The following is a 24,161-nucleotide window of genomic DNA, read 5'->3' as shown; positions in this document are numbered from 1 at the left end:
CAAATAAACGGCCCGTGATGGGCCGTTTTTCTTATTAGCGCCAAACGCTAGTTGCAGTGGATTGACGTCCTTATCAAACCGATTAGGATTAGAATGTGTACGCTAGAGAAGCTTTGAAGTTACGACCAGCTTCGTAGCTGGTGTACTTCTCTGAACCCCAAGAGATACCAAAGCCAGTGTGCTCGGCGTATTTCTCGTTAAATAGGTTATCTACTGCTAGGTTCAGTGTTAGGTCTTTCGCGAACGATGGGTTGTATGCCGCCCATAGGTTGTGAGTCGAGAAGCCTTTACGCTCGATTTTCTCTTCTACTAGCTTACCTTTCTTATCCAAGCTCTTGTCTGTGTAGCTGTTGCTTGGTACGTAGCGTGCATCCCAACCGAATACGATATCTTCGTCTAGGTGGTATTTCACACCCGCTTTGAAGTTATGAATCCCCGTCTTATTCATGTGGCTCTTAACGCCAGTTTTCAGGTTAGTTTGCTCACCTTTAGAGTAAGAGTGGTTCGCGTATAGGTCGAAGTCGCTCAGCGTGTAAGTGAATACGGTCTCTGTACCCCAAACCTGCACATCGTTTTGATTTGATAGCGTGCTGTTGTTTTTGGTTGGGTGCATTTGGTTATCGACGTTGTAACGGTAACCTGTGAAACCAATGATCGCGTTATCGCTCGCTAGCAGGTTAGTTAGGTCGTAGTCGAAGCCCGCTTCGTAGTTGTGACCTGTCATCGCTTTAGTGTCAGACTGGTTTACTTTGTTTGCTGGCTTCATAGTTAGCGCTTCAGGTAGTGAAGCACCTTTAAAGATACGGCCGTAACCTACACGGAATTTCAGCTCGTCAGTCGCTTGGTATTCACCTTTGAACTTAGGCGATAGCTGGCTGAAAGAACCTTTAAATACGCCACCTAGCTTATGCATGTCGTAACGTAGACCCGTAGTAAAGCGGAATTGGTCTAGTTCAAACATGTCTTGGATGTACAAACCGTGCGCCGTTACTGTGCCACCGTCCATCGCGTACTTTTCAGTTTCGCCTTTGCGCGAGCCTGAAATGATTGTGCCGTCTTCGGCGTCAATCCACTGTTTTGCGTGGTAGGCTTCGTAACCGTAAGTTAGCTCGTGCTCACCAACCCAAGTGATGTTACGAATATCACCACCTACAGTTGTTACGTTGTACTCACGTTTAGGAATGTTAACTTTACCGTCTTCAATCCAGTTACCATTGCTGTCGCGATCCCATACCGAGTCTTGTTGCTGGTCACGATTTAGGTATTGACGGTTGTAGTAAAGCTGGGTTTTCAGGTTAACGAGATCGCTACCTGCATCGTAGTGGTGCTGGAAGGTAACGGTGTCACGGCTGATTGCGTTGTAGTTGTGCTCATCGTGGGCGTAAAGACCGCCATTTTTCTCACCAGAAAGTTGACGCTTACCACCGTCTTGGTAGTGGTTTACGCTCAACTTAAATTCGTTATCATCGTTTGGCATGAATACAACTTTTGCCATACCCGATTTCAACGTACCTTGTTTAGAGGTCACAGCATCGTGGTCTGGAATGTAAAGATCGCCATCTTCAGACCAGTTACCAATACCCATGAATTGCCATTGGTCGTTGATTTTAGTGTAAACAGAAACATTCACACCTTTACGTTCGTAAGCACTTTGGTAGCTTGTTTTAACACGCGCACCAAAACGTTCGCCTTCTTTCAGTAGATCTTCAGGATCTTTTGTTTCATAACGGAACGAACCATTTACTACACCAGAGCCACTAAGCGCAGAGTTAGGACCAAGCTCGATTTCAGCAATTTTCAACAGCTCAGGATCAATGGTTTGATCGCCTGTGTGGTGGAAAAGCTGACCTTCTTGACGAGCACCATCAATAGTCACAACCGCGTATTTATCTTCCATACCACGAACAAACACTTTACGAGAGTAACGTGCGTTACCGTCTACGGTTACACTCGGCATCGTATTAAGAATGTCTTTAATATCAGATGCTTGTTTTTGCTCAAGTGTTTCGTCGTTGATTGACGTTTGGATGTGGCTGTCAAGGGCTGTACCCGTAACAACAATGGTTTCTTCTTTTTGAGTGTCAGCAGCGAAAGCAGCTGTTGAGGCTAGTGTGGCAGCAATGGCCAACGATAAGGCTTTAATTTTCATGTGTAATTAGTAATGGTTCGTATGTTGTTATAGTCGATTGAGCGCGCATTTTTACATGCAAACTCAATGAGAATCATTATTGTTTACGTTATTTACATTTAGACACACTTATTGGATGAGTTAAGTTGCTTTTTTTATGCAACTTATTTGAAGAGGGACCAGAGGTAATGTATATTGCATCTGAAATGCAATTTTAATCGATAAAAGCAACAACGCTAATGGTGAGTCGTACTCGCGATAAAAAGCGCTTTATTGGTTTAAGTCATCAAAAGGGAAGGTTATGAGCTTTAAGTCTGTTTTTATGTTTTATGTGGGTTTTGCATTAGTACTAAGCATGGTTGCACCTATTGCTATTTTCGCTTAATCCTCATCGAAAAGTTGAATACTTTGAAAGGTCGCAGTAGCGGCCTTTTTTCATTTTATTTTACTGTGAATAGGGTAGCAGTTAGTTAAATCTCTCATTTGTTGTAGCTCTATTCTTTATAACCAGCAAATAGTGCATAACTTATAAAATACAAAGTATGCGTAAAAGTCATTATAAATTCATACGCAAAACGTTGCGCTTATTCATCTTGATGCATGAATATGACGCTTTACATCACAGTTTAATAACAAGTTGAGAACTTGGTTTAATAATGTCAAAAAAACGTGATTAATTATTGTTGATTCAAATTCAATAAAATTGCAACAATATTCAGATATTGTGATGAATAAACAGAGAAATATGAAATGAAAGAATATTTAGGCGTAAGTCGGAATATTCTGAAATAGGGTAGATATTTACTAATAGGTCACTGTGAATTGATTCACGAAATAAATAATTCACATCTTTTACGATTCCTTTTGTACCGAAGATCTCTGGTTAGATACGATCATAAAGACAATAAGGAATAGTCATGAAAAAGAGCTACCCTCGCTTATCGGTGGTTACCGCGTCTGTTATTGCAGCATTGGCATTAGCTGGTTGTAATGATGACTCATCAAGCAACGACACTTCTGGTAAAGAAGCAAAAGTTGCCATGCAAAAAGTATTTGACGGCTATCAAGAGCAAATGAAGACTCTTGATGATACCAGCTTTGGTCAAGTGACTGATCAAATGGCAAAATCTCGTCAAGAGCTAGATCGTCAATCTCTTGCGGATCTCGAAAAAATCGACCGCAGCTTGCTCTCCGATGAAGATAAGATCTACTACGACACCTTCAAATTTGACCGTGATTTAGCGATTCGTGGTGGTGATTTACCTAACCAACGCTTTGGTACTTTTAATATTCCAAGTACCCATTTCTATAATTACATTGAAAGTAATGCTGAGTACGCAGGTAAAGCATTAGACTCGATCAAAGAGTACAAAGATCATTTAGCTGTTGTGCAAGACTACACGCGTTGGGTGACGACTCTGCATGACCAATATATGAAAGGTCAGATTGAAAACATTCAATTGCCAAAAGTATTAATTAAGCGCTACGTCGATAGTTCAGCCGAATTAATTAAAGATGCTGACGATGCAATCTTGAAAAAAGGGTTAACTCACCTTAAATCATTGGTTACTCAAACAAGCAATAAAGACGATCAGTTACTGGCACTGCAATATGAGCAAGCGGTCGATGAAGCATTAGCCGCAAGCCAATCTATCGTGGCTTACCTAGATGGTGCTTATAAAGGCGCTGCGCGTGGCTCTGGTACTGACGGTAGTATTAACGATGCGAATATCGGCTGGGGAGACTTACCAAACGGCAAAGCTTGGTATCAGTGGCAATTGGATCGTAACAGTACCACAGGTAAATCAGCAGACGAATTACATAAATTAGGTGAAGATCTAGTCGCTGATGCGAAAGCGGAAATGGAACGTGTTGCGCGCTTTATGGCGGAAAATCGAGATTCTGAGAGCTTAACTGCAGAATGGAAAGATGCGAGTGGCGCTCCACAAACCAAGAGCTACCTGATTATCAATCCAGATAAGAGCGTCAACCTAGATAACTTCTTTGAGTACCTCAACTCAGAAGCCTTCTTCTATGGTCGCGATGGTCAAAAAGTTAGCGGCACAACGTATGCAGATACCTGTAAAGTGGCATCCTCTCAAACCGCTTGTGAAGCTGCGTTAACCGATTACTACAAGTTCAAAAACGACGCTAACAATGTGGTGGTGAAATACTTTAAGCCAATCAAGACAGACTACAAAATTGTACCTATTGCGGCAGAGCGTGAGTTGTACGATGGCGTTGCATCTTACAGTGGTAGCAAAACATCGTTTAACTTAAATACCAACCCTAATTACAGTCTCCAGAAATGGAACGTATCAACCTTGTTGTTGCACGAAGCAGCACCAGGTCACCACTTCCAAAATGCTTACTCGCTAGAGTATCCGCCACAAGCAAAACCAGATTACATCAAGAATGTTTGGTATACCTCTTATGCAGAAGGCTGGGCGCTATACACCGAATGGCTTGGTTTAGAAATGGGTATTTACGGTGAGCTTGATGCTGACGGTAAACCAACGTTCAAAAACGGCACTGGTATGTGTAAATCGGATGTGGATTACACGACCTTCCAAGGTGGTATCTACAAAGATGCAGCAGAGTGTAATGCACTGCAATACTTTGGTAGCTTGAACGAAGCGCAACTGCGTAACATGCGCTTGGCGGTTGATACCGGTATTCATGCCAAAGGTTGGAGCATTCAAAAAGCGCGTGATTACATGAATGCAAACTCGGCCTTGGGTGATGGTGATATTGCATCTGAAAGCTTCCGTTATGCGGCGTATGTTGGTCAGGCAGTATCTTACAAATCTGGTTTCTTGGTGATTAAAGAAATGCTTGATAAAGCCAAGGCTGAACTGGGTGATAAGTTTGATTGGGTTGAATTCCACGACCAACTACTTAAATACGGTGATCAACCAATGGAAGTGGTAGAAACAAGTATTACCAACTGGATTAAAACGAAAAAATAATCTGAGTCTCGCGGCGGTGAAGTAAGACCAAAGCGAACAGGGTTTCTACCCATTACGGTGAATGGCAAGAGGTGGCGTGATGCGTCACCTCTTTTTTATTGGTGGTTTTCATTGCTGATTAATATGGAAGCTTAATAGTTCAATATGTCGTAATGGTGATCTTGGTTGGCATTTTGTGTTGATTGATAACTCTCACAGTAGCCCTACAAACAGTGAGTTACAGCCAGAAAGAGGCAAAAAATGCAGGCATTATTTGTATAAAAATGCATACATCACAGTTTGTGGAATAGGAAATTTCATACCTTCTTGCGCCAGATATGTTAACCAAGGAATGTAACGTGAAATTTCCAATGAGCAAGTTGGCGCAAGTCATGATCCCGCTGTTATCTGCAACAGTCGTGGTTGGCTGCAACGACAGCGATAATAATAAAGACGCTTACTTCGATACCACCAACCCACCTAAGATTAATATCGTTATCCCTGATACATCAGGTCCTGTGGCAAAACTAAAAGCATCAGGTAAGGTGGATGAGCCGATTAAAGCGGGTGATAACGAAGCTGTCTTGTATTTAGTTGAAAAGCCAGTTGAAGGTGCCAAGCCTAATTACAGTGACTACAACTTGTATATTTGGAATGACGATAAATGTGGACGCGCCAAAGAAAGTATTGTCTCGCAGGCTTGGGATAAACCTAATAACTTTCCAACAGCCGTTGATGAAAATGGCCCATATTGGCGTTTACCGTTACGTGAGAGCCGTCTTGATTGTATGAACATCATTGTTCGCCAAGGGGCGAATAATAAAATCACGGATAATATTAAGTTCGACTTTGGTCAGATCAAAGATCGTACGGGTTCAATTACTGCGGGTAAGAGTGAACCGTTTGATAGCCGTGAAAAAGCTTTCTTATCTTTGGCGGGAATCGCTAAAGCCGAAGCACATCTTGTGGATGCACATACGCTCGTTTGGGATGGTGCTGCGACAGCGAAAGAAGTACGCCTGTATTTATCGCTCGCTTCTGATATTACCCCTAAAGGTAAAGACTACCAGTTTGATAACCAGTACATAGTGCTCTCAAGCGGCGCAATGTCAGCGGATGCGAAGAAGAAGTTTCCGGCATTGGCTGGAAAAACGGCTTACAGCATAGATTCCAAAATCAACATGCGACCAATCATCAAAGCTGAATTGGTGGCAATGGCGGTGGATGAAAAAGGTGACGTTATTGCTGCGACCAAAGTTCAGCCTGCGGGTAGCTTAGATAATATGTTTGCTGCTAATGCTCAGAAAGCAGAGCTTGGCGCAATGACGGACGGTAGCACGACATCATTCCGTGTATGGTCGCCATCTGCGCAAAACATTGTTGCTGTGTTGTTCAATAAAGATAAGAAGGAATTTGGTCGCCTACAAATGCGCTACAGTGAAGCGTCGGGAGTATGGTCGGTCAATACCGATAAAGCACCAGCCGGCACTTACTACCGCTACTTGGTAAATGTGGTACACCCAGTCTCGTCCAAAGTTGAAAGCTATCAGGTGACTGATCCTTATGCGCTGAGTTTGTCACGCAATTCTGAATATAGCCAAGTGGTTGATCTAAATGATCCGGCTTTAAAACCTGATGGTTGGGATAGCTTAAAAGCACCGAATGCGCAGGATAACCCAGCCAAATTCGTGATTTATGAATCTCATGTGCGTGACTTTTCGGCATTGGATCAAACGGTGCCAGAACAAGATCGCGGCAAGTTTACCGCTTTTACTGACAGCGATAGCGAGCCAGTAAAACACTTGAAAGCGCTGAGTGACAGTGGCGTGACACACCTTCACCTATTGCCGTTTTTTGATATCGCGACAATCAATGAAGATCCAACCAAAGTTGCCAATATTAACGACCCATTTAGTGAGTTATGTGCGGTTAATAAGGCCGTCACGACTTCACGCTTTAGTAACTACTGCGTGTCGGGGCTTACCATTGCTGAAGTGTTGGACATTGAACGCGATAACGACACGCCGACGAACCCTGTAGTACAGGAGCTGAACCGTTATGTATCCGCGACCGATAGCTTCAACTGGGGTTATGACCCATTCCACTACACAGTGCCTGAGGGCTCTTATTCCACGAATGCTGAAGGTACCCAGCGTATTCTTGAAACTCGTGAGATGATTAAAGCGGTGAAAGAAAACATCGGCATGAATGTGGTGATGGATGTGGTATACAACCATACCAATGCGGCTGGTCCAACTGAAAGAACCTCAGTGCTCGATAAAATTGTACCTTGGTACTACAACCGCTTAGATCCTGTCACTGGTAATGTAATGAACTCAACTTGTTGTTCAAATACTGCACCAGAGCACGCCATGATGGCGAAGTTAATCAAAGACTCGCTGGTGGTATGGGCGCGAGATTACAAAGTCGACTCTTTCCGTTTTGATTTGATGGGCCATCATCCTTTAGCGCAAATCAAAGAATCATTGGCAGCGGTAAAACAAGTTGACCCTAACACCTATTTCTATGGTGAAGGTTGGAACTTTGGTGAAGTCGAAAACGATAAACTGTTCGTACAAGCGACTCAGCCTCACTTAGGTGGCACAGGAATTGGTAGCTTCTCTGACCGTTTACGTGATGCGGTACGAGGTGGTGGTCCATTTGATGATGCTGGTGCACTGCGAACCAATAAAGGTTTCGGCAATGGCATCAATGATCAAACCGAAGCCGATGTGGTTAAAAATGCCCTTCACCTTGCGGATCTTACGCGCTTAGGTATGGCGGGTAACTTAAAAACCTTTAGCTTCGTCGATAGCACAGGCACAAAAGTGATGGGTAAAGACGTGGATTATAACGGTCAAGCCGCTGGCTATGCTGATGATCCAACAGAAATCCAAAACTATGTGTCGAAGCACGATAACCAAACACTGTGGGATAACAATCAGTACAAAGCACCAGATGCAACGTCGCTTGATACACGAGTTCGCATGCAAGCGGTATCGTTAGCAACGGCGATGTTAGGTCAAGGTGTGCCGTTTACTCATATGGGATCAGATTTGTTGCGCTCGAAGTCGATGCAGCGCGATTCTTACGATTCTGGTGATTGGTACAACCATGTTGATTTCAGTTATCAAGATAATAACTGGAACAAAGGCTTACCGCGTAAAGATAAAGATGGTAAAAATTACCCAACAATCGATGAAGTGTTAAATCAAAGTGGTTTGAATGCGCAGCCTGCCGCTGAAGAAATTCAGCAAATGGCAGCTTACTTCCAAGAACTAGCATCATTGCGTAAAGCATACCCATTATTAACCTTGGGTAAGGGCTCTGAAGTTAACCGTCGCGTGGCTTTCCACAATACGGGTCCTAAACAACAGCAAGGCTTGATTGTGATGAGTGTTGATAACGGCGCCGGCGCTGGGATTGATCTTGATCCGAAGAAAGATGCGGTCGTGGTTGCAATCAATGCTTCAAGCCAAGAGAAGACCTTCACCTTAAAAGATGTGAAAGGGCTTCGTGTTAGCTCATTCCACCGTACCGATTTAGCGAAAGGCGCTAAAGTCTCGGGTGATACCTTAACGATCCCTGCATGGACACCTGTGGTATTTGTATTGCCTCGTGGTGAACAGCGCGGTACGGGTATTCCTGTGAAAGCTTAATGTTTGTCCTTTGTCGTCACTTTCGTTGATGATGACAAAGTATGAATAATGACAAAGCGCCTATCTTGAGGGAAAGGCGCTTTTTATTAGGTATCGTTATTACTTCATGGTTGCGACTTTCTTTTGCAACTCATCAAGTTGATTCATCTTAGCTTTTAGACCGAGAGACTGATAATCGATGCTTGCAGGGTTCATGATCGCCCCTTGCTGCATTGGGTAGTCTGGCAAGGTTTTGAAGAAATCACCTAGTACATCTTGGATTGGAACGAACAACCACATGTTATCGGCCATCCAGCGTAGGTACATGCCAGATTCGTGTGGTGCTTTCTCAAATGGGTCGGCACGTAGGTGGATGATCTTCGGCCAGTTTGGTGAGAAGCGCACGGCATCGGTGATGTTACCTTCAAGGGTTGCGAAGTGCAGTTTCCAGTCATTCCAACGAACTGCATTTAGCTCACCATTGGCTGTGAAATACAGCAGTGAATCACGTGGACCTTTGTCTTCTTTGCCTTCGAAATACGGCTTGAAGTTGTAGCCATCGATGTGAACACGCCAATCTTTACCATTCGCTTTGTAGCCCTTGGCAAGTTTCTCTTTTACATCATCGACACCCGCAGCAGCCAATAGGGTTGGTAGCCAATCTTGGTGAGCCATCATTTCGTTGATTTTCGTACCAGGCTTGATCACTCCCGGCCAACGGACAAGTTGGGGAACACGCATACCACCTTCCCAAGTGGTACCTTTCTCACCGTGGAATGGGGTTGCACCGCCGTCAGGCCAAGACACAGTTTCGGCACCGTTATCGGTCGAGTAAATCACAATGGTGTTATCAGCTACGCCAAGCTCGTCCAGCTTATCGAGCAAAATACCCACTTGATCATCGTGTTCTAGCATACCGTCGGCATAGATACTGATACCGGACTTACCTTGGTATTTCTCTTGAAGACGAGTCCAAACGTGCATACGGGTGGTGTTGTGCCAAATAAAGAAAGGCTTGTCGGCTTTGACGGCTTTTTCCATGAAGGCCAATGAGGTTTCTAAGAACTCTTCATCAGCGTGCTCCATACGTTTACGCGTCATAGGACCTGTGTCTTCAATCTTGCCGTCAGCGTAAGATTTGATCACCCCGCGTGGACCGTAGTTTTTACGAAACTCAGGATCTTTCGGGTAGTAATAGGTTTCCGGCTCTTCCTCAGCATTTAAGTGGTAAAGGTTACCGAAAAATTCGTCGAAGCCGTGGTTAGTCGGCAGGTGTTTATCTTGGTCGCCCAAGTGGTTCTTACCAAACTGAGCGGTCATATACCCTTGATCTTTCAAGAGATCGGCAATCGTTGGTGCCCAGTCAGGAATACCTTGGTCGGAGCCTGGCATACCAATGGTTAACAAGCCTGTGCGGAACGGTTCTTGACCCGTAATAAACGCAGCACGCCCCGCAGTACAGGATTGCTGTCCGTAGTGGTCAGTAAACAATGCACCTTCGTTAGCAATGCGGTCAATGTTTGGGGTTTCGTATCCCATCATCCCTTGGTTGTACGCACTGATATTCCAGTAACCCACGTCATCGCCAAAAATGGCCAAGATGTTGGGCTTGTCAGCAGCAACAGCGGCACTTGAGGTGGCTAGCACACCAATACCGACGGCCAGTTTACTCATTTGGTTAGCCATAAAAACTCCAAATTGGTTGAGAGTTAAGAGTGAAGCACGGATAACACCATGCTTTGTTGACGACTAACTTAATGATGGTATTGGGGATTGTCGCTTTATAGTGGTTATAAACGTTGGTTATGACTGCTTGTTAAGTTTATGTATTTATTGGTTTTATCTCAGAAGTGAACCATTGATGGAAACGAGAAAAGCGAGATTGAGATCACGCAAAAGTGGCTGAGTAAGCAGAGCTTAGATGATAGAAAAGTTGGCTGACGTTTTTGAGATTGCGTTGTTTAAAAGTGGCAGTGATCTTTTATTTCTGGAGTTCGGTATAAGGTTTGAGGTGCGTTTTATCAGCATCGGGCTTCTCGCAATTGTCTATTTTGTGAACTATATCTTTTTGTGCAGGAAGCTCATTTCTATTGGAGATAGAGGTTTATATGACAGCGAAAATAGGCGTTAAACGCCGACTAGCGATTGTTGCCGCCGTTTTACTCGGCGCAGCAGGTAGCAGCATCGCAGCCGAAAAACCGAACATTTTGGTCATTTGGGGGGATGATATTGGGCAAACCAATATAAGTGCCTACACTTTCGGCTTGGTTGGCTACAAAACCCCGAACATAGATAGTATTGCCAAAGAAGGCATGATGTTCACCGACTACTACGGAGAACAATCTTGTACCGCAGGGCGATCAACTTTCATCACTGGTCAATCGGTACTAAGAACCGGATTAAGTAAGGTTGGTTTACCGGGCGCAGACTTAGGCTTGCAAGCCGAAGATGCCACCATTGCTGAAATGCTCAAGCCACTTGGCTACATGACAGGGCAGTTTGGTAAGAACCACTTGGGTGACAAAGACGAACATCTTCCGACTAACCACGGCTTCGACGAATTTTTTGGCAACCTTTATCATTTGAACGCCGAGGAAGAACCGGAAAATGTTGATTACCCGAAAGACCCAGAATTTCGCAAGAAGTTTGGTCCGCGTGGGGTGATCAAATCTTACGCTGACGGCAAGATTGAAGATACGGGTCCGTTGACGCGCAAGCGTATGGAAACGGTCGATGATGAAACGCTCGATGCGGCGCTTGATTTCATGGATCGTGCTGTGAAAGCTGAGAAGCCTTTCTTCGTGTGGTGGAATGCGACTCGTATGCACTTCCGTACTCATGTTAAAGCTGAGAACTCAGGCAAAACCGGCATTAGCTTCTATGCCGACGGTATGGTGGAGCATGATAATCACGTTGGTGCCTTGCTCAAAAAGGTCGATGACTTGGGCATCAAAGACAACACTATCGTGTTCTACTCCACTGATAACGGCCCTCACATGAATACATGGCCGGATGCAGGTTTAACGCCATTCCGTGGTGAGAAAAATACCAACTGGGAAGGGGCATACCGAGTGCCTGCTATGGTGCGTTGGCCGGGTAAAATTGAACCAGGCACAGTGTCGAATGAAATCATGCACCACATGGATTGGATGCCGACCTTGGTGGCGGCAGCCGGTGATGATCAGATCAAACAGAAGTTGCTCGACGGTTACACCGCAGGTGATAAGAAATTTAAAGTACACCTCGATGGTTATAACTTCCTGCCATACCTCACTGGTAAAGAAGAAAAAGGGCCTCGAGAAGAGATTTTCTACTTCTCCGATGACGGTGATTTAACGTCACTGCGTTACCACAATTGGAAAATTGTCTTCCTAGAGCAGCGTGCAAAAGGGACATTGCGTATTTGGGCTGAACCCTTTACGCCGCTGCGTGTACCTAAGATCTTTAACTTGCGTATGGATCCCTACGAAATTGCCGACGTCACGTCGAACACTTATTACGATTGGATGCTAGATCGCGCTTACATGTTGGTGCCTGCACAGGCATATGTAGGCAAGTTCTTAGAAACCTTCAAAGAGTTCCCGCCAAGGCAAAAAGCAGCCAGTTTCTCGCTCGATCAAGTGATGGAGAAATTGCAAGAAAACCCGAACAAGTAGCTTAGGTGCTTCATATATCAATACAGGGCTCTTCGGAGCCCTTATTTGTATGAGGGAAGTTTGGGAATTGGTGGTTATTAATCAGCCATTGCTGTGGTTAATGAATTGTCTAAAAAGGAAAATTCTTTCTATCTTTGATTAGAGAACCAATCAACAAGGAATGTTATGGCGCTAGGGCAATGGCTTACTCTTCTTAACTCCGTTATGTGTATTTTGTTGCTGGTGGTTTTATCCATTATCGCGCCAGCATTAGCCAACGAAGCCAAAATTGCGGAGCCCCAACTTAAAGAGGCGGGGCTGGAGTATGTAGGCAGTGAAGCTTGTGTTGATTGCCACCAAGAAGCCGTGACGGCTTGGCAAGGCTCGCATCATGATATGGCAATGCGGCACGCTGACACTGAATCTGTGCTGGGGGATTTTGATAATCAGACAGTTGATTTTAATGGCAAGCCAAATCGATTTTATCGTCAGGGAGAGGAGTATTGGGTCAATATTCAAGGTCCTGACGGTCAGTGGCACGATTATAAAATTAGCTATACCTTTGGTTGGCAGCCATTGCAGCAGTATATGGTGGCCTTAGATGATGGGCGAGTACAGTTGATCCCCTTTGCGTGGGATACCAGAGCAGCGGAGCAGGGCGGACAACGTTGGTTTCACTTATACCCAGAAACAACACCCAGCGATGAGTTCTATTGGACCAACGCCGGACAAAACTGGAACTTCATGTGTGCCGATTGTCACTCGACTAACTTGCAAAAGCACTACGATCCACAAAGTAATACCTATGCGACGACTTGGTCAGAGATTAATGTGAGTTGCGAAGCTTGTCATGGCCCTGCCAGTCAACACCTCACCTTAGCGCAGCAAGCGAAAACGGAGTCTGAATTTGATCCCCTTTTTACGTCTAACAAGCATTATGGCTTTGAGCGTGATTTATCACGGGCGGTTGAAGAGTGGGTCTATCAGGAAGGGCATACGAGCTTGCAACCCAAAGCGATAGAGCAAACCGATCAAGTACAAACCTGCGCTCAATGCCACAGTCGACGCACGCAACTTAACGAGACTGAAGATCATGTAAAAGGGTCGTTTTTCGACAAATACCGCTTGAGTTTGATCACCCCAGAGCTTTATCACCATGATGGTCAGATTTTTGATGAAGATTATGTGTATGGTTCTTTCTTGCAATCAGCAATGGCACAAAAAGGGGTGACCTGCACCAATTGTCATGATCCGCATAGCGCTAAGTTAAAAGTGCCTGAACAAGCCGTGTGTTTGCAATGTCATATTGCCTCGGAGTACACGCCTGAAAAGCACACGTTCCATCAAGCTAATAGTGAAGCATCGCAATGCACGACTTGTCATATGCCTGAGACTACCTACATGCAAGTTGATCCTCGACGTGATCATAGCTGGCATGTACCACGTCCCGATCTTAGCCAGCACATCAATACGCCAAATGTGTGTACGTCTTGTCACCAAGATCAAACCGATCAATGGGCATCTCAACAAGTGGCAAAGTGGTTTCCTGACTCTCAATATCGTAATCAACAACACTTCTCGGTCGCGTTTTACGCCGGTGCAATTGGTCATCGCGGGGCACCGGATGCGCTGGCATATTCCGCGCAAGATGCATCACTTAGCGACATTATTCGGGCGTCAGCCTTAGAAAGAATGGCAGGAAACACAGGGAAAAATACCTTGGTGGCGTTAGCGAGAGCCGTGAAGCACGACAGTGAATTGATCAGGCTTGGCGCTATCGCGGGCTCTGCGGGGTATGCCTTCAGTGACCGTTGGCAAATTCTTGAACCATTACTTGATGACCCGGTTTTATCGATTCGTGCCGAAGCGGCGGCGGCCTTAGTGAGTGGTTACCCACAAATGACGCAGCAGCAGCGTAAAGCAATAGCAACGCCGTTAGATCAATACATAGAAATTCAAAACTTTAATGCTGACCGTGGCTTTGGCAGAACCAATTTAGCCAATGTTTATCGTGATTTAGGCAAAACAGAGCAAGCGATAGCAACCTATCAGCAAGCCATTGAAATCGAGCCGTATTTTGAAAATAGCTACGCTAATCTTGCTGATGTATATCGCGCTCAGGGTAGCGATACCAAGGCGTTAGAAACGTTGAAAGCAGGAATTAACGCACAGCCGAAATCGAGTGCCTTACCTTACAGTGCGGGGTTGACTTTATTGCGTATGGGGAAGGAGAAGCAAGCTACGCAGTATTTGAAACAGGCTGCTGAACTTGCGGTGCGCAATCCGCAGTATTGGTACGTATATGGATTAGCGCTGGAAAAATGGGATGTTGTCGCTGCCAGCAAAGCATTAAACACTGCTTATCAAGTCGGTGGTAACCCTCAGCATTTGTATGCCGAGTGTGAGGTGTTAGCGCGAAACTATCAGCAAGGCGCGGTGGCACTAACGTTTGCGCAATGTCGTCAACGTTTGGCAAAAGTCGCACCGCCTGAAGTGGTCGCGCAACTCGACGCGATGATCAGGCCGTAAGGCTGATTGTCTGTCAGCAAGACATCGATAAGGCGAGAGGGTTTGTATTAAGTATATAACCAATAGTTATGGCGTTTGAAGGTAGGTTGTACCCAGTGGAAAATTGAATACGAGGGCAGGTTATGAACCACGCGCAGCAAGCCATTAATACATTAATTGAGCAAACGGAACGCAGTGTAATCGGGCAGAGTCATGTGGTTCGGGCTTTGGTGATAGGGCTGTTAACGAATGGTCACGTGCTGTTAGAGGGTTTACCGGGAACGGCAAAAACCCGTTCGGTGAAATCGTTAGCTAATTTGCTCAATACAAGTTTTGGTCGTATTCAATTTACGCCTGATTTGTTGCCTTCAGATGTGACTGGCACCGAGGTGTATCAAGATCTTGATGGCAAACCGCAACTGCATTTTCAGCCGGGTCCTATTTTCAACAGCATAGTGCTTGCCGATGAAATCAACCGTGCGCCCGCAAAGGTTCAAGCGGCGTTGCTTGAAGCGATGGCGGAAAATACCATCACTGTGGGTGATAAAACGCACCAATTGCCTGCGCTTTTTATGGTGTTGGCAACTCAAAACCCAATTGAGCAGGAAGGCACCTACCCATTACCTGAAGCGCAAATGGACCGCTTTATTATGAAAGTCACGGTGGACTACCCTGACGATGATGCTGAGTTAGATATCATTCGTCTTGTTCGTGGTGAGGAAGTGGTAGAGCCTGAACCTTCGTCTGCTATTGATGCTCAAAGCGAACAACATGACTCTAATGAACCAAGTGCTGTTACCATCGAACCCGACCATATACTTGCTGCGCGTCGTGACTTGCCGAAAGTGGAAGTGTCGGAAATGGTTGAGCGCTATATCGTTGGCTTGGTCATGGCAACGCGTAAGCCTGAGCGTTATCCCGACTCTCGATTAGCCCGCTGGATTGAAGTGGGTGCCAGTCCACGAGCTTCCATTGCCCTCGATAAATGCGCACGTGCCAATGCGTGGCTGAAAGGTAAAACGTTTGTTGAGCCTGATGACATTCGTGCGGTCGCAGCGAATGTGTTGGGGCACAGATTTATTCTAAGTTACGACGCCCTTGCTGACGGCATCTCTCGTCAAGATGTTATTAATGAGCTGCTTGATCATGTTGTGATTGGTTAGAGGGTGGCGATATGGTTGAGCATACCAAGCCGCTAGATAGTCGCATTTATTGTGATTATCCTCGTTTAGTGGCACTCCAAGCCCAAGTCGATGGGTTTAGTTTGTTGCCGCAGCGTAAAGCGGGCAGCGCCTTATCGGGGCGGCATCACTCTTCGTTTCGTGGGCGTGGTTTGAATTTTGAAGAATTGCGCCATTATCAGCAAGGTGATGATATTCGTAACCTTGACTGGAAAGTAACGATGCGCACTGGCAAGCCACATGTGCGGAGTTACACCGAAGAGAAAGATCGGAGCGTGTTGATCTGTGTTGATCAGCGTAGCAGCATGTTTTTCTCATCGGTTGAAGTGATGAAATCTGTGGTTGCCGCTGAGATTGCGGCGTTAACCGCGTGGCGGGTGCTAAAAGACAGCGATCGGGTTGGTTTTGTGGTTAGTGGTCACGCCAATATTGAGTACAGCCTGTCTAAGCGTTCGCAAGCCAATGTGTTATTTCAGCTCAACCAACTCGCTCAAATTAACCAGCAACTGGACGTTACTTGTCGCGATAGTGAGCAAGTGAGCTTTTCCTCCTTGGTTGGTTTGTTGGCACGTTTAAAATGCCGCAATCACACCATTATCATGCTGAGTGATTGGTCGGGGGTAACGGCAGATGATGTGGTCCACCTTAAACATCTGCAAAAGCATAATGATGTGTTAGGTGTTTTGATTTCCGATCCCTTAGAAACAGCATTTTTGCCTACCTCGTCACTGGGAACTGCGACATCATCTACATCACTGCCACAGCCAAATACTGGTACTTTCACGCCTTGGGTGGTGGGGGATGGTCACTATCAATTTAATCTTGCTAATAAGCACCAGTTTGAAAAAGCCCAGCAAGGGTTGGCACATCATCATGCTCTTAAAAAGCAGCAATTATTGCAGCTAATGGCGGTGCAACAACTGCCTATGGTTGAGCTAGATACTCAAGGTCAACATATCGAACAATTTAAACGTGCGGTAGGAGGTCGCTAATGAGTATCCATACGCCCCCTAGCACTTACATTTTACGAGATATGATTGATGTGGCAGTGCCTGATTCCGTGTCATGGTGGCCGCAAACGCATGGTTGGCAATTACTTGCATTACTCGCCATGGTCGCTGCACTCGCTTGGTGTTATCGCCGAATAAACCATTGGTGGCACAATCGCTATCGCCGTGAAGCTATTCAAGCATTACAGAAAATACCGTCATCTTCACCTCATGACAGTGCTCAGTTATTACTGCTGATCTTAAAAGCCGTTTTGGTGTACCTAAACCCTAAAAACGCAGCATTGTTCGGTGAGGCTTTGTTGCAAAAGCTCGACAGTTTGCTCCCTCAAGATGCGCCACATCAGGCGCAGTTTCAATATCACAGTGAATTGGGACGCAAATGGTTAGCAGCAACGCTATCGCAACAGTCAGCTATCACAGACTCTGAGATGATGACCTTGCTAACTCACACTCGTAGTTGGCTTGTTGAACATCAAGATGAAAATGCCATTAGAGGTGTGTCCTCAAAGCCATCCGTTTCGCTGTTGACTCGATTTAGGAATGCTCGATTAAGGGATAAGCCTAGCCAAGGAGCGCAGCGATGAACACATTGTTTTCGTGGGCGGGCTCGTTGGAGTTTGTCCATCCTTATTGTTTTTTGGTATTGCCACTGCCCTTGTTGGTTTATTGGCTGATACCTGCCTATCGCACCAAGAAAGCGGCCATCAAAATTCCTTTTTTCGACACCTTGATGACAGTGCTTGGAGAAACACCTTCAGAAGGGGCAAGTCAGTTAGCGCCTAGCTGGTGGCAGCGAATTATTCTGATCTTTTCTTGGCTAATGGTGGTGACGGCACTCGCTAAACCCATGATTCTAGGTGAACCGCAAGTGCGTGAACAGTTTGGGCGCGATGTAATGGTGGTGGTGGATCTCTCTGGTTCGATGGCAGAAACCGATTTTGTGGCAAGCAAAGCCGCTCCTGAATTAGGTATCGAACAAGGCCAGCGTATCGCTCGTTTAACGGCGGCTAAGCAAGTGTTGGCGGAGTTCGCGCAAACTCGACAAGGCGACCGCTTAGGTTTGATTTTGTTTGGTGACGCTGCATTTCTACAAACACCTTTTACGGCCGATCAACAAGCATGGTTAGATTTGTTGGCGCAAACCGATGTTGCGATGGCTGGTCAAAGCACTCATTTAGGTGATGCCATCGGATTGGCGATTAAAGTCTTTGAGCAAAGTTATGACTCAAGCACAGACTCGCGACAAACCAAAAGTAGCGATGTTGCAGAAAGTGCTAGCCGAGAAAAAGTGGTGATTGTTCTGACCGATGGTAATGATACCGGCAGTTTTGTTGAGCCTATTGAAGCTGCGAAAGTCGCTGGTGCGAAAGGTGTGCGCATTCACATGGTGGCAATGGGAGATCCTGCAACGGTTGGTGAAAAAGCATTGGATATGAACACCATAAAACGTGTAGCGGCTCTTTCCGGTGGACAAGCGTTTGAAGCGCTAAATCAAGATGAGTTAACCCAAGCTTATGCCACTATTGGTGAGCTCGAACCTTCGCTTTATAAAGCAACAACCTACCGACCTAAGCAAAGTATTCATCATTATTTTATTGCGGTGGTGGCGGTGATTTATTTACTGACGTTTTTTCTCTTAACGTTGCAACGTGTGGTTGTCGCAAAGAGAGCGGCTAAGCATCGTCAATCAACAGTAAATAATGTTGGGGGGCAAGTATGACCGATCCTATGTTTTGGCAGCAGTTGCTAACCTCATTTCATTTTATTCGCCCGTGGTGGTTACTGGCGTTGTTACCTTTAGCTGCAACGGTGTACTGGCGTTGGCAATTAGACGAGGCATCAACTTGGCAACAGGTGTTACCTAAGCACCTTCGAGACGCGTTAACTATTGGTGACAAAGGCTGGAAGAAGCAATTACCACTCAAGGTACTCACTGTGTTGATGGTGTTAGCCATCGTGGTGTGTGCAGGTCCAAGTTGGCAGCGCGAAGCCTCACCGTTTGGTGAAGATAAAGCCACCATGCTGGTGGTGATGGATGCCAGTGAATCCATGCTGGAAAAGGACGTTGCGCCTAGCCGTCTAACGCGCGCTAAGCAAAAAGTACGTGATTTATTAGCGTTGCGCCAAGGCGGGAAAACAGGCTTGGTGGTGTATAGCGGCTCAGCCCATACCGCGATGCCGCCTACTCAAGACAGCGCGGTGTTCACGCCTTTTTTAGCGGCAATAGAGCCGAGTCTTATGCCGGAAGCGGGTAAGTCGGCGGAGCAAGCTTTACCGCTGATTTCCACCCTTTTGAAAGACGAGGTCGCGGGCTCGGTATTGCTGATCACCGATGGCGTGAATCCCAGCACAATTGATACTTTTAGCGCTTATTTTGCAACAAGTCCTCATCAGCTACTGGTGTTGGCGATGGGGAACAATGATGTGGTGAGTCATCAGCCGTTTGATTTGAAGGCACTGCAAACCTTAGCGGATCAGGCTGATGGTAAGTTGGTGACCGTATCGGTCGATAGCAGTGATGTGCAAACATTGAATCGCTATGTTGAGCGTCACATGCAGCTTAATAATGAATCGGCGATGCCGTGGAAAGACATGGGGTATTACTTGTTAATCCCTATTACCATCATCTTACTGTTGTGGTTTCGCAAAGGGTGGTTAGTGCAATGGTGTCTTGCTCCTTGCTGTCTGGTATCGAGTTATTTAGCGGCGTCGATATTGCTTTCACTTCCTTTTTCAGCGCCAGTATCCGCGCAAACTGTCCACACGACAGCAGCACCGACTCAAACGGTTGAAGCGCAGGAAATCACAGCTTGGGATAAAGTTTCTGCGTGGTGGTTAGATCTTTGGCTAACGCCAGATCAACAAGGGCAGTATTACTTTAATCAGCAGGAGTACCTTAAAGCGGCTCAGCATTTTGTCGACCCATTACGCAAGGGCGTGGCTTATTACTACGGTGCGGAATACCAGTTAGCTCACAGTGCGTTTTTACAAGTCGGGAAAGTACCAGTGGCGGCGGAAGGGGGAAGCACTGCCCAGCAAGCGCAGATATTGCAAAAACAGGGGCGCGAACTGGGTTTATTTAATGCCGCTAACGCACTCGCACGTCAACGAGAGTATTTGGCTGCGCGCGATATGTTTTTGCAGCTATCGCAGCATGCGCAAACGGCAGAAATTCGCCAGCAGGCGCAACATAACTATGGTGTGATCCAAGGTATTGTGGAGGAAATAAATCGTACCAGCGAAAGTCAATCAGGTACTACCGATGGTCCTGAAGAATCGTTTGAGTTAGGCGATAAGCCGCAAACGGCAGATGGGGCAGAAGAGCAAGTGAGCTCGGCCATGATGGTGCGTGAAACGCTGAATGCCAATGAGATCTTAGGGAGTGATGAACTTGCCGATAAATGGCTACGTCGGGTAGAAGCCGATCCTAAATATTTCCTACGTGCCAAGTTTCAATTACAACGAATAGAGCAAGGAGATCGCAATGAATAAGCAATTAATGAGTTATTTGTTAGTTGGTTGCCTGACTTTGCTGGGCTCTTGGGGAGTGATGCCAGCGCAAGCTGCGACAAATTCATCCACAGAGAATCAAAACGCCGAAAATCATCAAGACTTGGTGCAAATCTCAGCGTGGTTGGATGGTGAAGGAATAAAAGACACCGCGAGCGATAGCCATAAGCAAGCTACAGAGAGCTCACCTTCATTTGCGATTAATGAGCAAATCATCATGGTGATTGAAGTCGCGACACCTCGCTGGTTAACCGGAGGGACTGAGATTGGCAATATGGAAATACCGAATGTAATAGTGAAGCAACGTAATCCGTTAGCGACGAACTACACTCAGCGCCGAGATGGTCAAACATGGTCGGTTCAACGGTGGGAGTTAACGCTTTATCCGCAAGCTTCGGGACAGTATCAAGTGCCGGCAACGCCAGTCTTTGCGCAAGTTTCTGCACCCAATGGGCGAAATGTGAAAGCCAAGCTAATGACGCCACCATTGACGTTTCAAGTTAATTTACCGTCTGCGATGCTAAGCAACGAAGAACCTTGGGTTGCGGCGAGTGCGTTGTCGTTATCACAACAATGGCAAGTCTCGAGTGAAGACGAAGTATTAAAAGTGGGTGATAGCATTACGCGTGTGGTGACGATAGAAGGGACAGATACGTTATCTGTCTTGTTGCCGCCGTTACAAACGCGATCGGAAACCAATGGCCAGGCTAATAATATCCATACCCACACCCATGCCGATACGAATACCAGCGCCATGACTACGGCCAGCAAAAGCTATCATCGGTATGCGCAGCCTAATGTTTTAAAAGACAGTCAATCGCGAGGCAACTATCAATCCAGCCGCCAAGAAGAGGTGGTGTACGTTTTACAGCAAGGCGGTGAAGTCAGTTTTTCCGCTTTGAAACTGCAATGGTGGAATACCAAAACGCAGCAGCTACAAACATTAACGCTCGAAGGGCGCACGTTTACCGTTAAGCACACCTTAGCTTCTTGGTTTGCCTTGTACGCGCCAGTATTACTCTCTGTAGTGGTAGCTTTGATTGTGGGCTGCTTCTTGGTTCGCTTTATGGTGCGTTATTACCGTCAGAAACCGACGCCGCAATGGTGGCAATTTAGCGCAGCATTAGGGCGCAAAGATTGGCCTGTTGCCCGCTTGCTTACTTATCGCAAGTTGCGACGTCAAAGCCAGCAGCTTGAACTGGGGCAGTATTCTTCCTCATCTTCTTGGCAAGTGCTAAGTCAACGGTTGCAGCAAGCAAAATTAACTCGGTTTGGCTTTGTCCAGCTATGGTTGAAATTGAAAAAAGTCACGCAACACTGGCAGTCTCGAACAAGGCTCCTTCTATCCATTCAAGGTATTCAGTTACCAAAGGCTTTACCTGAATTAGAAGTGATGATGAACAGAAGCTATTTACAAAAATCAGCCACAAAACCGAGTATAAAAACGAATGAGATAAAGAGCGAATAGACTCACGAAAGTCGCTTTGATCAAACTATTGAGTCACAACTCTCGCTCTGACTCAGACGATTTTCTACACTCATTATATCTATTTATTCAGCCCGTTAAGCAAGGCTTATGGAACAGGCATCAAGTGATGATGCGTATTCTGTAGGTGTTAATTTTGCTTAATGGGTTTTGCTCTATTAGCAGGAAGAATGAAAAATACCGAACTGAACTTGATCCCTATTTTTGTGGCTATTTTTGAAGAGCAGAACTTATCGCGGGCGGCGAAACGAATGGATATCAGCCAACCAGCGGTCAGTAAGGCGTTAAAGCGTTTGCGCGAGATTTATGATGATCCACTGTTTCATCGAAATACCTCTGGTGTTGAGCCAACCACCTTTGCTTGTGATATTTATCCGGCAATGTCGGCGGCCTATAAAAACTTCAGCTCGACCTTGTCGGCCTCGCGCGCTTTTGATCCTAAGGTTTCCAATCGTATTTTCTCGATTGCCTGTGTATCTGCCGCTAGTTACGAATTAATGCCGCAAGTGATGAAACAAATTCGTGAGCAAGCACCGCAAATTTCGCTAGAAGTGCATCCTTTGTTTACCGAAGACTTTGAAAGTGATTTGCGACTTCAGCGCTATGATTTGATTGTGGACTTAGCACCGCGAGGTCGAACCGTGCTCAAGGTTGAGCCGATATTCTCTGAGCGCTTGCTGGTGGTGTGTAGTGCTACTCACCCACGAATTAAAGACAGTATTAGCCAAGAGCAGTTTTTAGCGGAGCAACATGTGGTGGTGTCTCGTTGGCAGAGCCGAAAAAGTTTACTTAGCGATGAAGATATCGCGGATCTTGATAAGCGTAATATCGTTTACCGTGCGCCAGGAGTCGTGGAAATGCTGCCGGTGATCAACGACAGTGAATACATAGGGATGTTGCCTGAATCAACGATCAAAGCGTTTGAGCACACCTACAACGTAAAAGGACTGCCTTTACCTTTTGCTGATAAAGAACATGATTTATGCGTTATTTGGCATCCAAGCCGCACGAGTGAAAGTGCGCATAAATGGTTGCGAAATCAGGTTAAACAAGCGGGAAAAGTGGTAAAAAGAGCTTAATTGGTCATACTCCCCGCGCTTTGCGGGGAGTGAGCAAAATGAGTAGAGGTTAAATTAGTACACGCTGCACCATTCGTTTTTCATGTCGATTAAGTGCCAATTATCACGGGTCTTGGCTTCATCCATGGCTTTATCTAGGTGGCCGACACTCGATTTACGGTCATACTTCCATTCGCGTTCTGCATCGGTGTGATGCACTATCATTGCCATCGAGTTAGCTTGGCTTGTGGCCCATTGCATCATCGCATGATCACCATCTGAGTTACCGACCGCAAGCACGGGTTTCTTGCCGATAATATGTTGAATGTTTTCAGGTTTGCCTGCCTTGTCGTCAATGGTGAGAATTTCACCTTGTTTGGTAATAGTTGGCTGACCGTCATTGAAGTTGTATTCGTACTTTAAGGCGCTGCCAATAATTTGCTCTGCGGGGATATTATAAATATCAGGTGCCCAAACGCGCATAAAGTCGACGCCACCACCTGACACTATGTAGGTTTTAAAATCATGGGCTTGTAGGTATGCCAGCATTTCTCGCATCGGTTTGTAAGTGAGCTCGGTATAAGCTTTGTTAAAGCGCTGGTCTTTCGCCGTTGTTAGCCACTGAGCAACGGTTTGTTGGTACTCTTCGACTGTCATCCCACTGTGCGTGGCTTTTACTATTTTAAGTAGTGCTTTTTCACCACCGGCAAAAACACTGTCGATATCATCTTCTAATACAAACTTGAAAGGGGCCTGCGTTTTCCACTCAGGATGATCTTTTGCCATTGCTTTCACCTGGTCAAGGGCGAAAGCGAGTTGGAAGTAATACGGCTTTTCTGACCATAAAGTACCGTCATTATCGAATACCGCAATGCGATCGGTTACGGGAATAAAGGTCGCTTTTGCATCATCTGTTGATTGATTAACAAAATTTATAATCGCATTTTTGCTATCGCCATCTTTCCATGAGGGAAGCAAATTAGGATCGCAGTCCATTGCCATAGTTGAAAACGAGAGTCCGGATAAAATAGCGAGGGTGCAGAGGTGTTTTTTGTTCAT

General features: G+C 45.8%; 13 protein-coding genes and 2 pseudogenes. 12 read left to right on the top strand and 3 right to left on the bottom strand.

The genetic code is table 11. From position 1 onward, the window contains the following. Positions 1-88: 88 nt before the first annotated feature. Positions 89-2,149 carry a TonB-dependent receptor gene (locus tag A3K86_RS16770; protein ID WP_068333744.1) on the bottom strand — a complete coding sequence of 687 codons (2,061 nt, stop codon included), beginning with the start codon at positions 2,147-2,149 and terminating at the stop codon, positions 89-91. Between the two features lie 896 nt (positions 2,150-3,045). Here A3K86_RS16770 and A3K86_RS16765 point away from each other — a divergent pair. Both A3K86_RS16765 and pulA read left to right on the top strand, forming a co-directional pair. Further along, positions 3,046-5,097, top strand: a complete 2,052-nt coding sequence (locus tag A3K86_RS16765) for a DUF885 domain-containing protein (RefSeq protein WP_068333741.1) — start codon at positions 3,046-3,048, stop codon at positions 5,095-5,097. A gap of 338 nt (positions 5,098-5,435) precedes the next feature. Next, a complete protein-coding gene (gene pulA, locus A3K86_RS16760; protein ID WP_068333738.1) occupies positions 5,436-8,735 on the top strand; it encodes a pullulanase-type alpha-1,6-glucosidase in 3,300 nt (1,099 codons plus the stop codon). A 99-nt stretch (positions 8,736-8,834) separates the two neighbouring features. Here pulA and A3K86_RS16755 read toward each other — a convergent pair whose 3' ends face one another. Beyond that, positions 8,835-10,400: an arylsulfatase gene (locus A3K86_RS16755; protein ID WP_068333735.1), complete on the bottom strand. Its 1,566-nt coding sequence runs from the start codon at positions 10,398-10,400 to the stop codon at positions 8,835-8,837. A gap of 422 nt (positions 10,401-10,822) precedes the next feature. On the opposite strand from A3K86_RS16755, the gene A3K86_RS16745 reads away from it, so the two are divergent. From A3K86_RS16745 to A3K86_RS16705, 10 genes and pseudogenes are all read left to right on the top strand, one after another. Further along, positions 10,823-12,370 (top strand): arylsulfatase, encoded by a 1,548-nt coding sequence (locus A3K86_RS16745; protein WP_068333729.1) that lies wholly within the window; start codon positions 10,823-10,825, stop codon positions 12,368-12,370. Positions 12,371-12,535: 165 nt separating this feature from the next. Beyond that, positions 12,536-14,878, top strand: a complete 2,343-nt coding sequence (locus A3K86_RS16740; RefSeq protein WP_068333726.1) for a multiheme c-type cytochrome — start codon at positions 12,536-12,538, stop codon at positions 14,876-14,878. Positions 14,879-15,000: 122 nt separating this feature from the next. Further along, positions 15,001-15,580: pseudogene (locus A3K86_RS23145) on the top strand (AAA family ATPase); the annotation flags it as partial. Positions 15,581-15,657: 77 nt separating this feature from the next. Further along, positions 15,658-16,020 (top strand): annotated as a pseudogene (locus tag A3K86_RS23140) (AAA family ATPase); the annotation flags it as partial. An 11-nt stretch (positions 16,021-16,031) separates the two neighbouring features. Continuing rightward, complete coding sequence (locus A3K86_RS16730; RefSeq protein ID WP_068333720.1) at positions 16,032-17,030, top strand: DUF58 domain-containing protein; 999 nt, start codon at positions 16,032-16,034, stop codon at positions 17,028-17,030. Next, positions 17,030-17,632, top strand: coding sequence for a DUF4381 domain-containing protein (locus tag A3K86_RS16725; RefSeq protein ID WP_068333717.1), 603 nt, complete (start codon positions 17,030-17,032; stop codon positions 17,630-17,632). Before A3K86_RS16730 ends, A3K86_RS16725 begins: the two co-directional genes overlap by 1 nt. After that, positions 17,629-18,768, top strand: a complete 1,140-nt coding sequence (locus A3K86_RS16720; RefSeq protein ID WP_107270234.1) for a vWA domain-containing protein — start codon at positions 17,629-17,631, stop codon at positions 18,766-18,768. The genes A3K86_RS16725 and A3K86_RS16720 overlap by 4 nt, the downstream gene beginning before the upstream one ends. Then, the gene (locus A3K86_RS16715) at positions 18,765-20,540 is read left to right on the top strand and encodes a vWA domain-containing protein (RefSeq protein WP_068333713.1); all 1,776 of its coding nucleotides are present in this window, start codon (positions 18,765-18,767) and stop codon (positions 20,538-20,540) included. Before A3K86_RS16720 ends, A3K86_RS16715 begins: the two co-directional genes overlap by 4 nt. Continuing rightward, on the top strand, positions 20,533-22,026 hold the full coding sequence (locus A3K86_RS16710) for a BatD family protein (protein WP_068333709.1): 1,494 nt from the start codon (positions 20,533-20,535) through the stop codon (positions 22,024-22,026). Before A3K86_RS16715 ends, A3K86_RS16710 begins: the two co-directional genes overlap by 8 nt. 188 nt (positions 22,027-22,214) lie before the next feature. Then, positions 22,215-23,123 (top strand): LysR family transcriptional regulator, encoded by a 909-nt coding sequence (locus A3K86_RS16705; RefSeq protein ID WP_068333706.1) that lies wholly within the window; start codon positions 22,215-22,217, stop codon positions 23,121-23,123. 54 nt (positions 23,124-23,177) lie between these two features. Here A3K86_RS16705 and A3K86_RS16700 read toward each other — a convergent pair whose 3' ends face one another. Then, positions 23,178-24,161 (bottom strand): HAD family hydrolase, encoded by a 984-nt coding sequence (locus tag A3K86_RS16700; protein ID WP_068333703.1) that lies wholly within the window; start codon positions 24,159-24,161, stop codon positions 23,178-23,180.

The sequence above is a fragment of the Photobacterium jeanii genome (genome assembly GCF_001650345.1).
Taxonomy (GTDB): domain Bacteria; phylum Pseudomonadota; class Gammaproteobacteria; order Enterobacterales; family Vibrionaceae; genus Photobacterium; species Photobacterium jeanii.
Note: the sequence above shows the minus strand (reverse complement) of the source record. Positions and strands in the feature narration are given on the sequence as shown.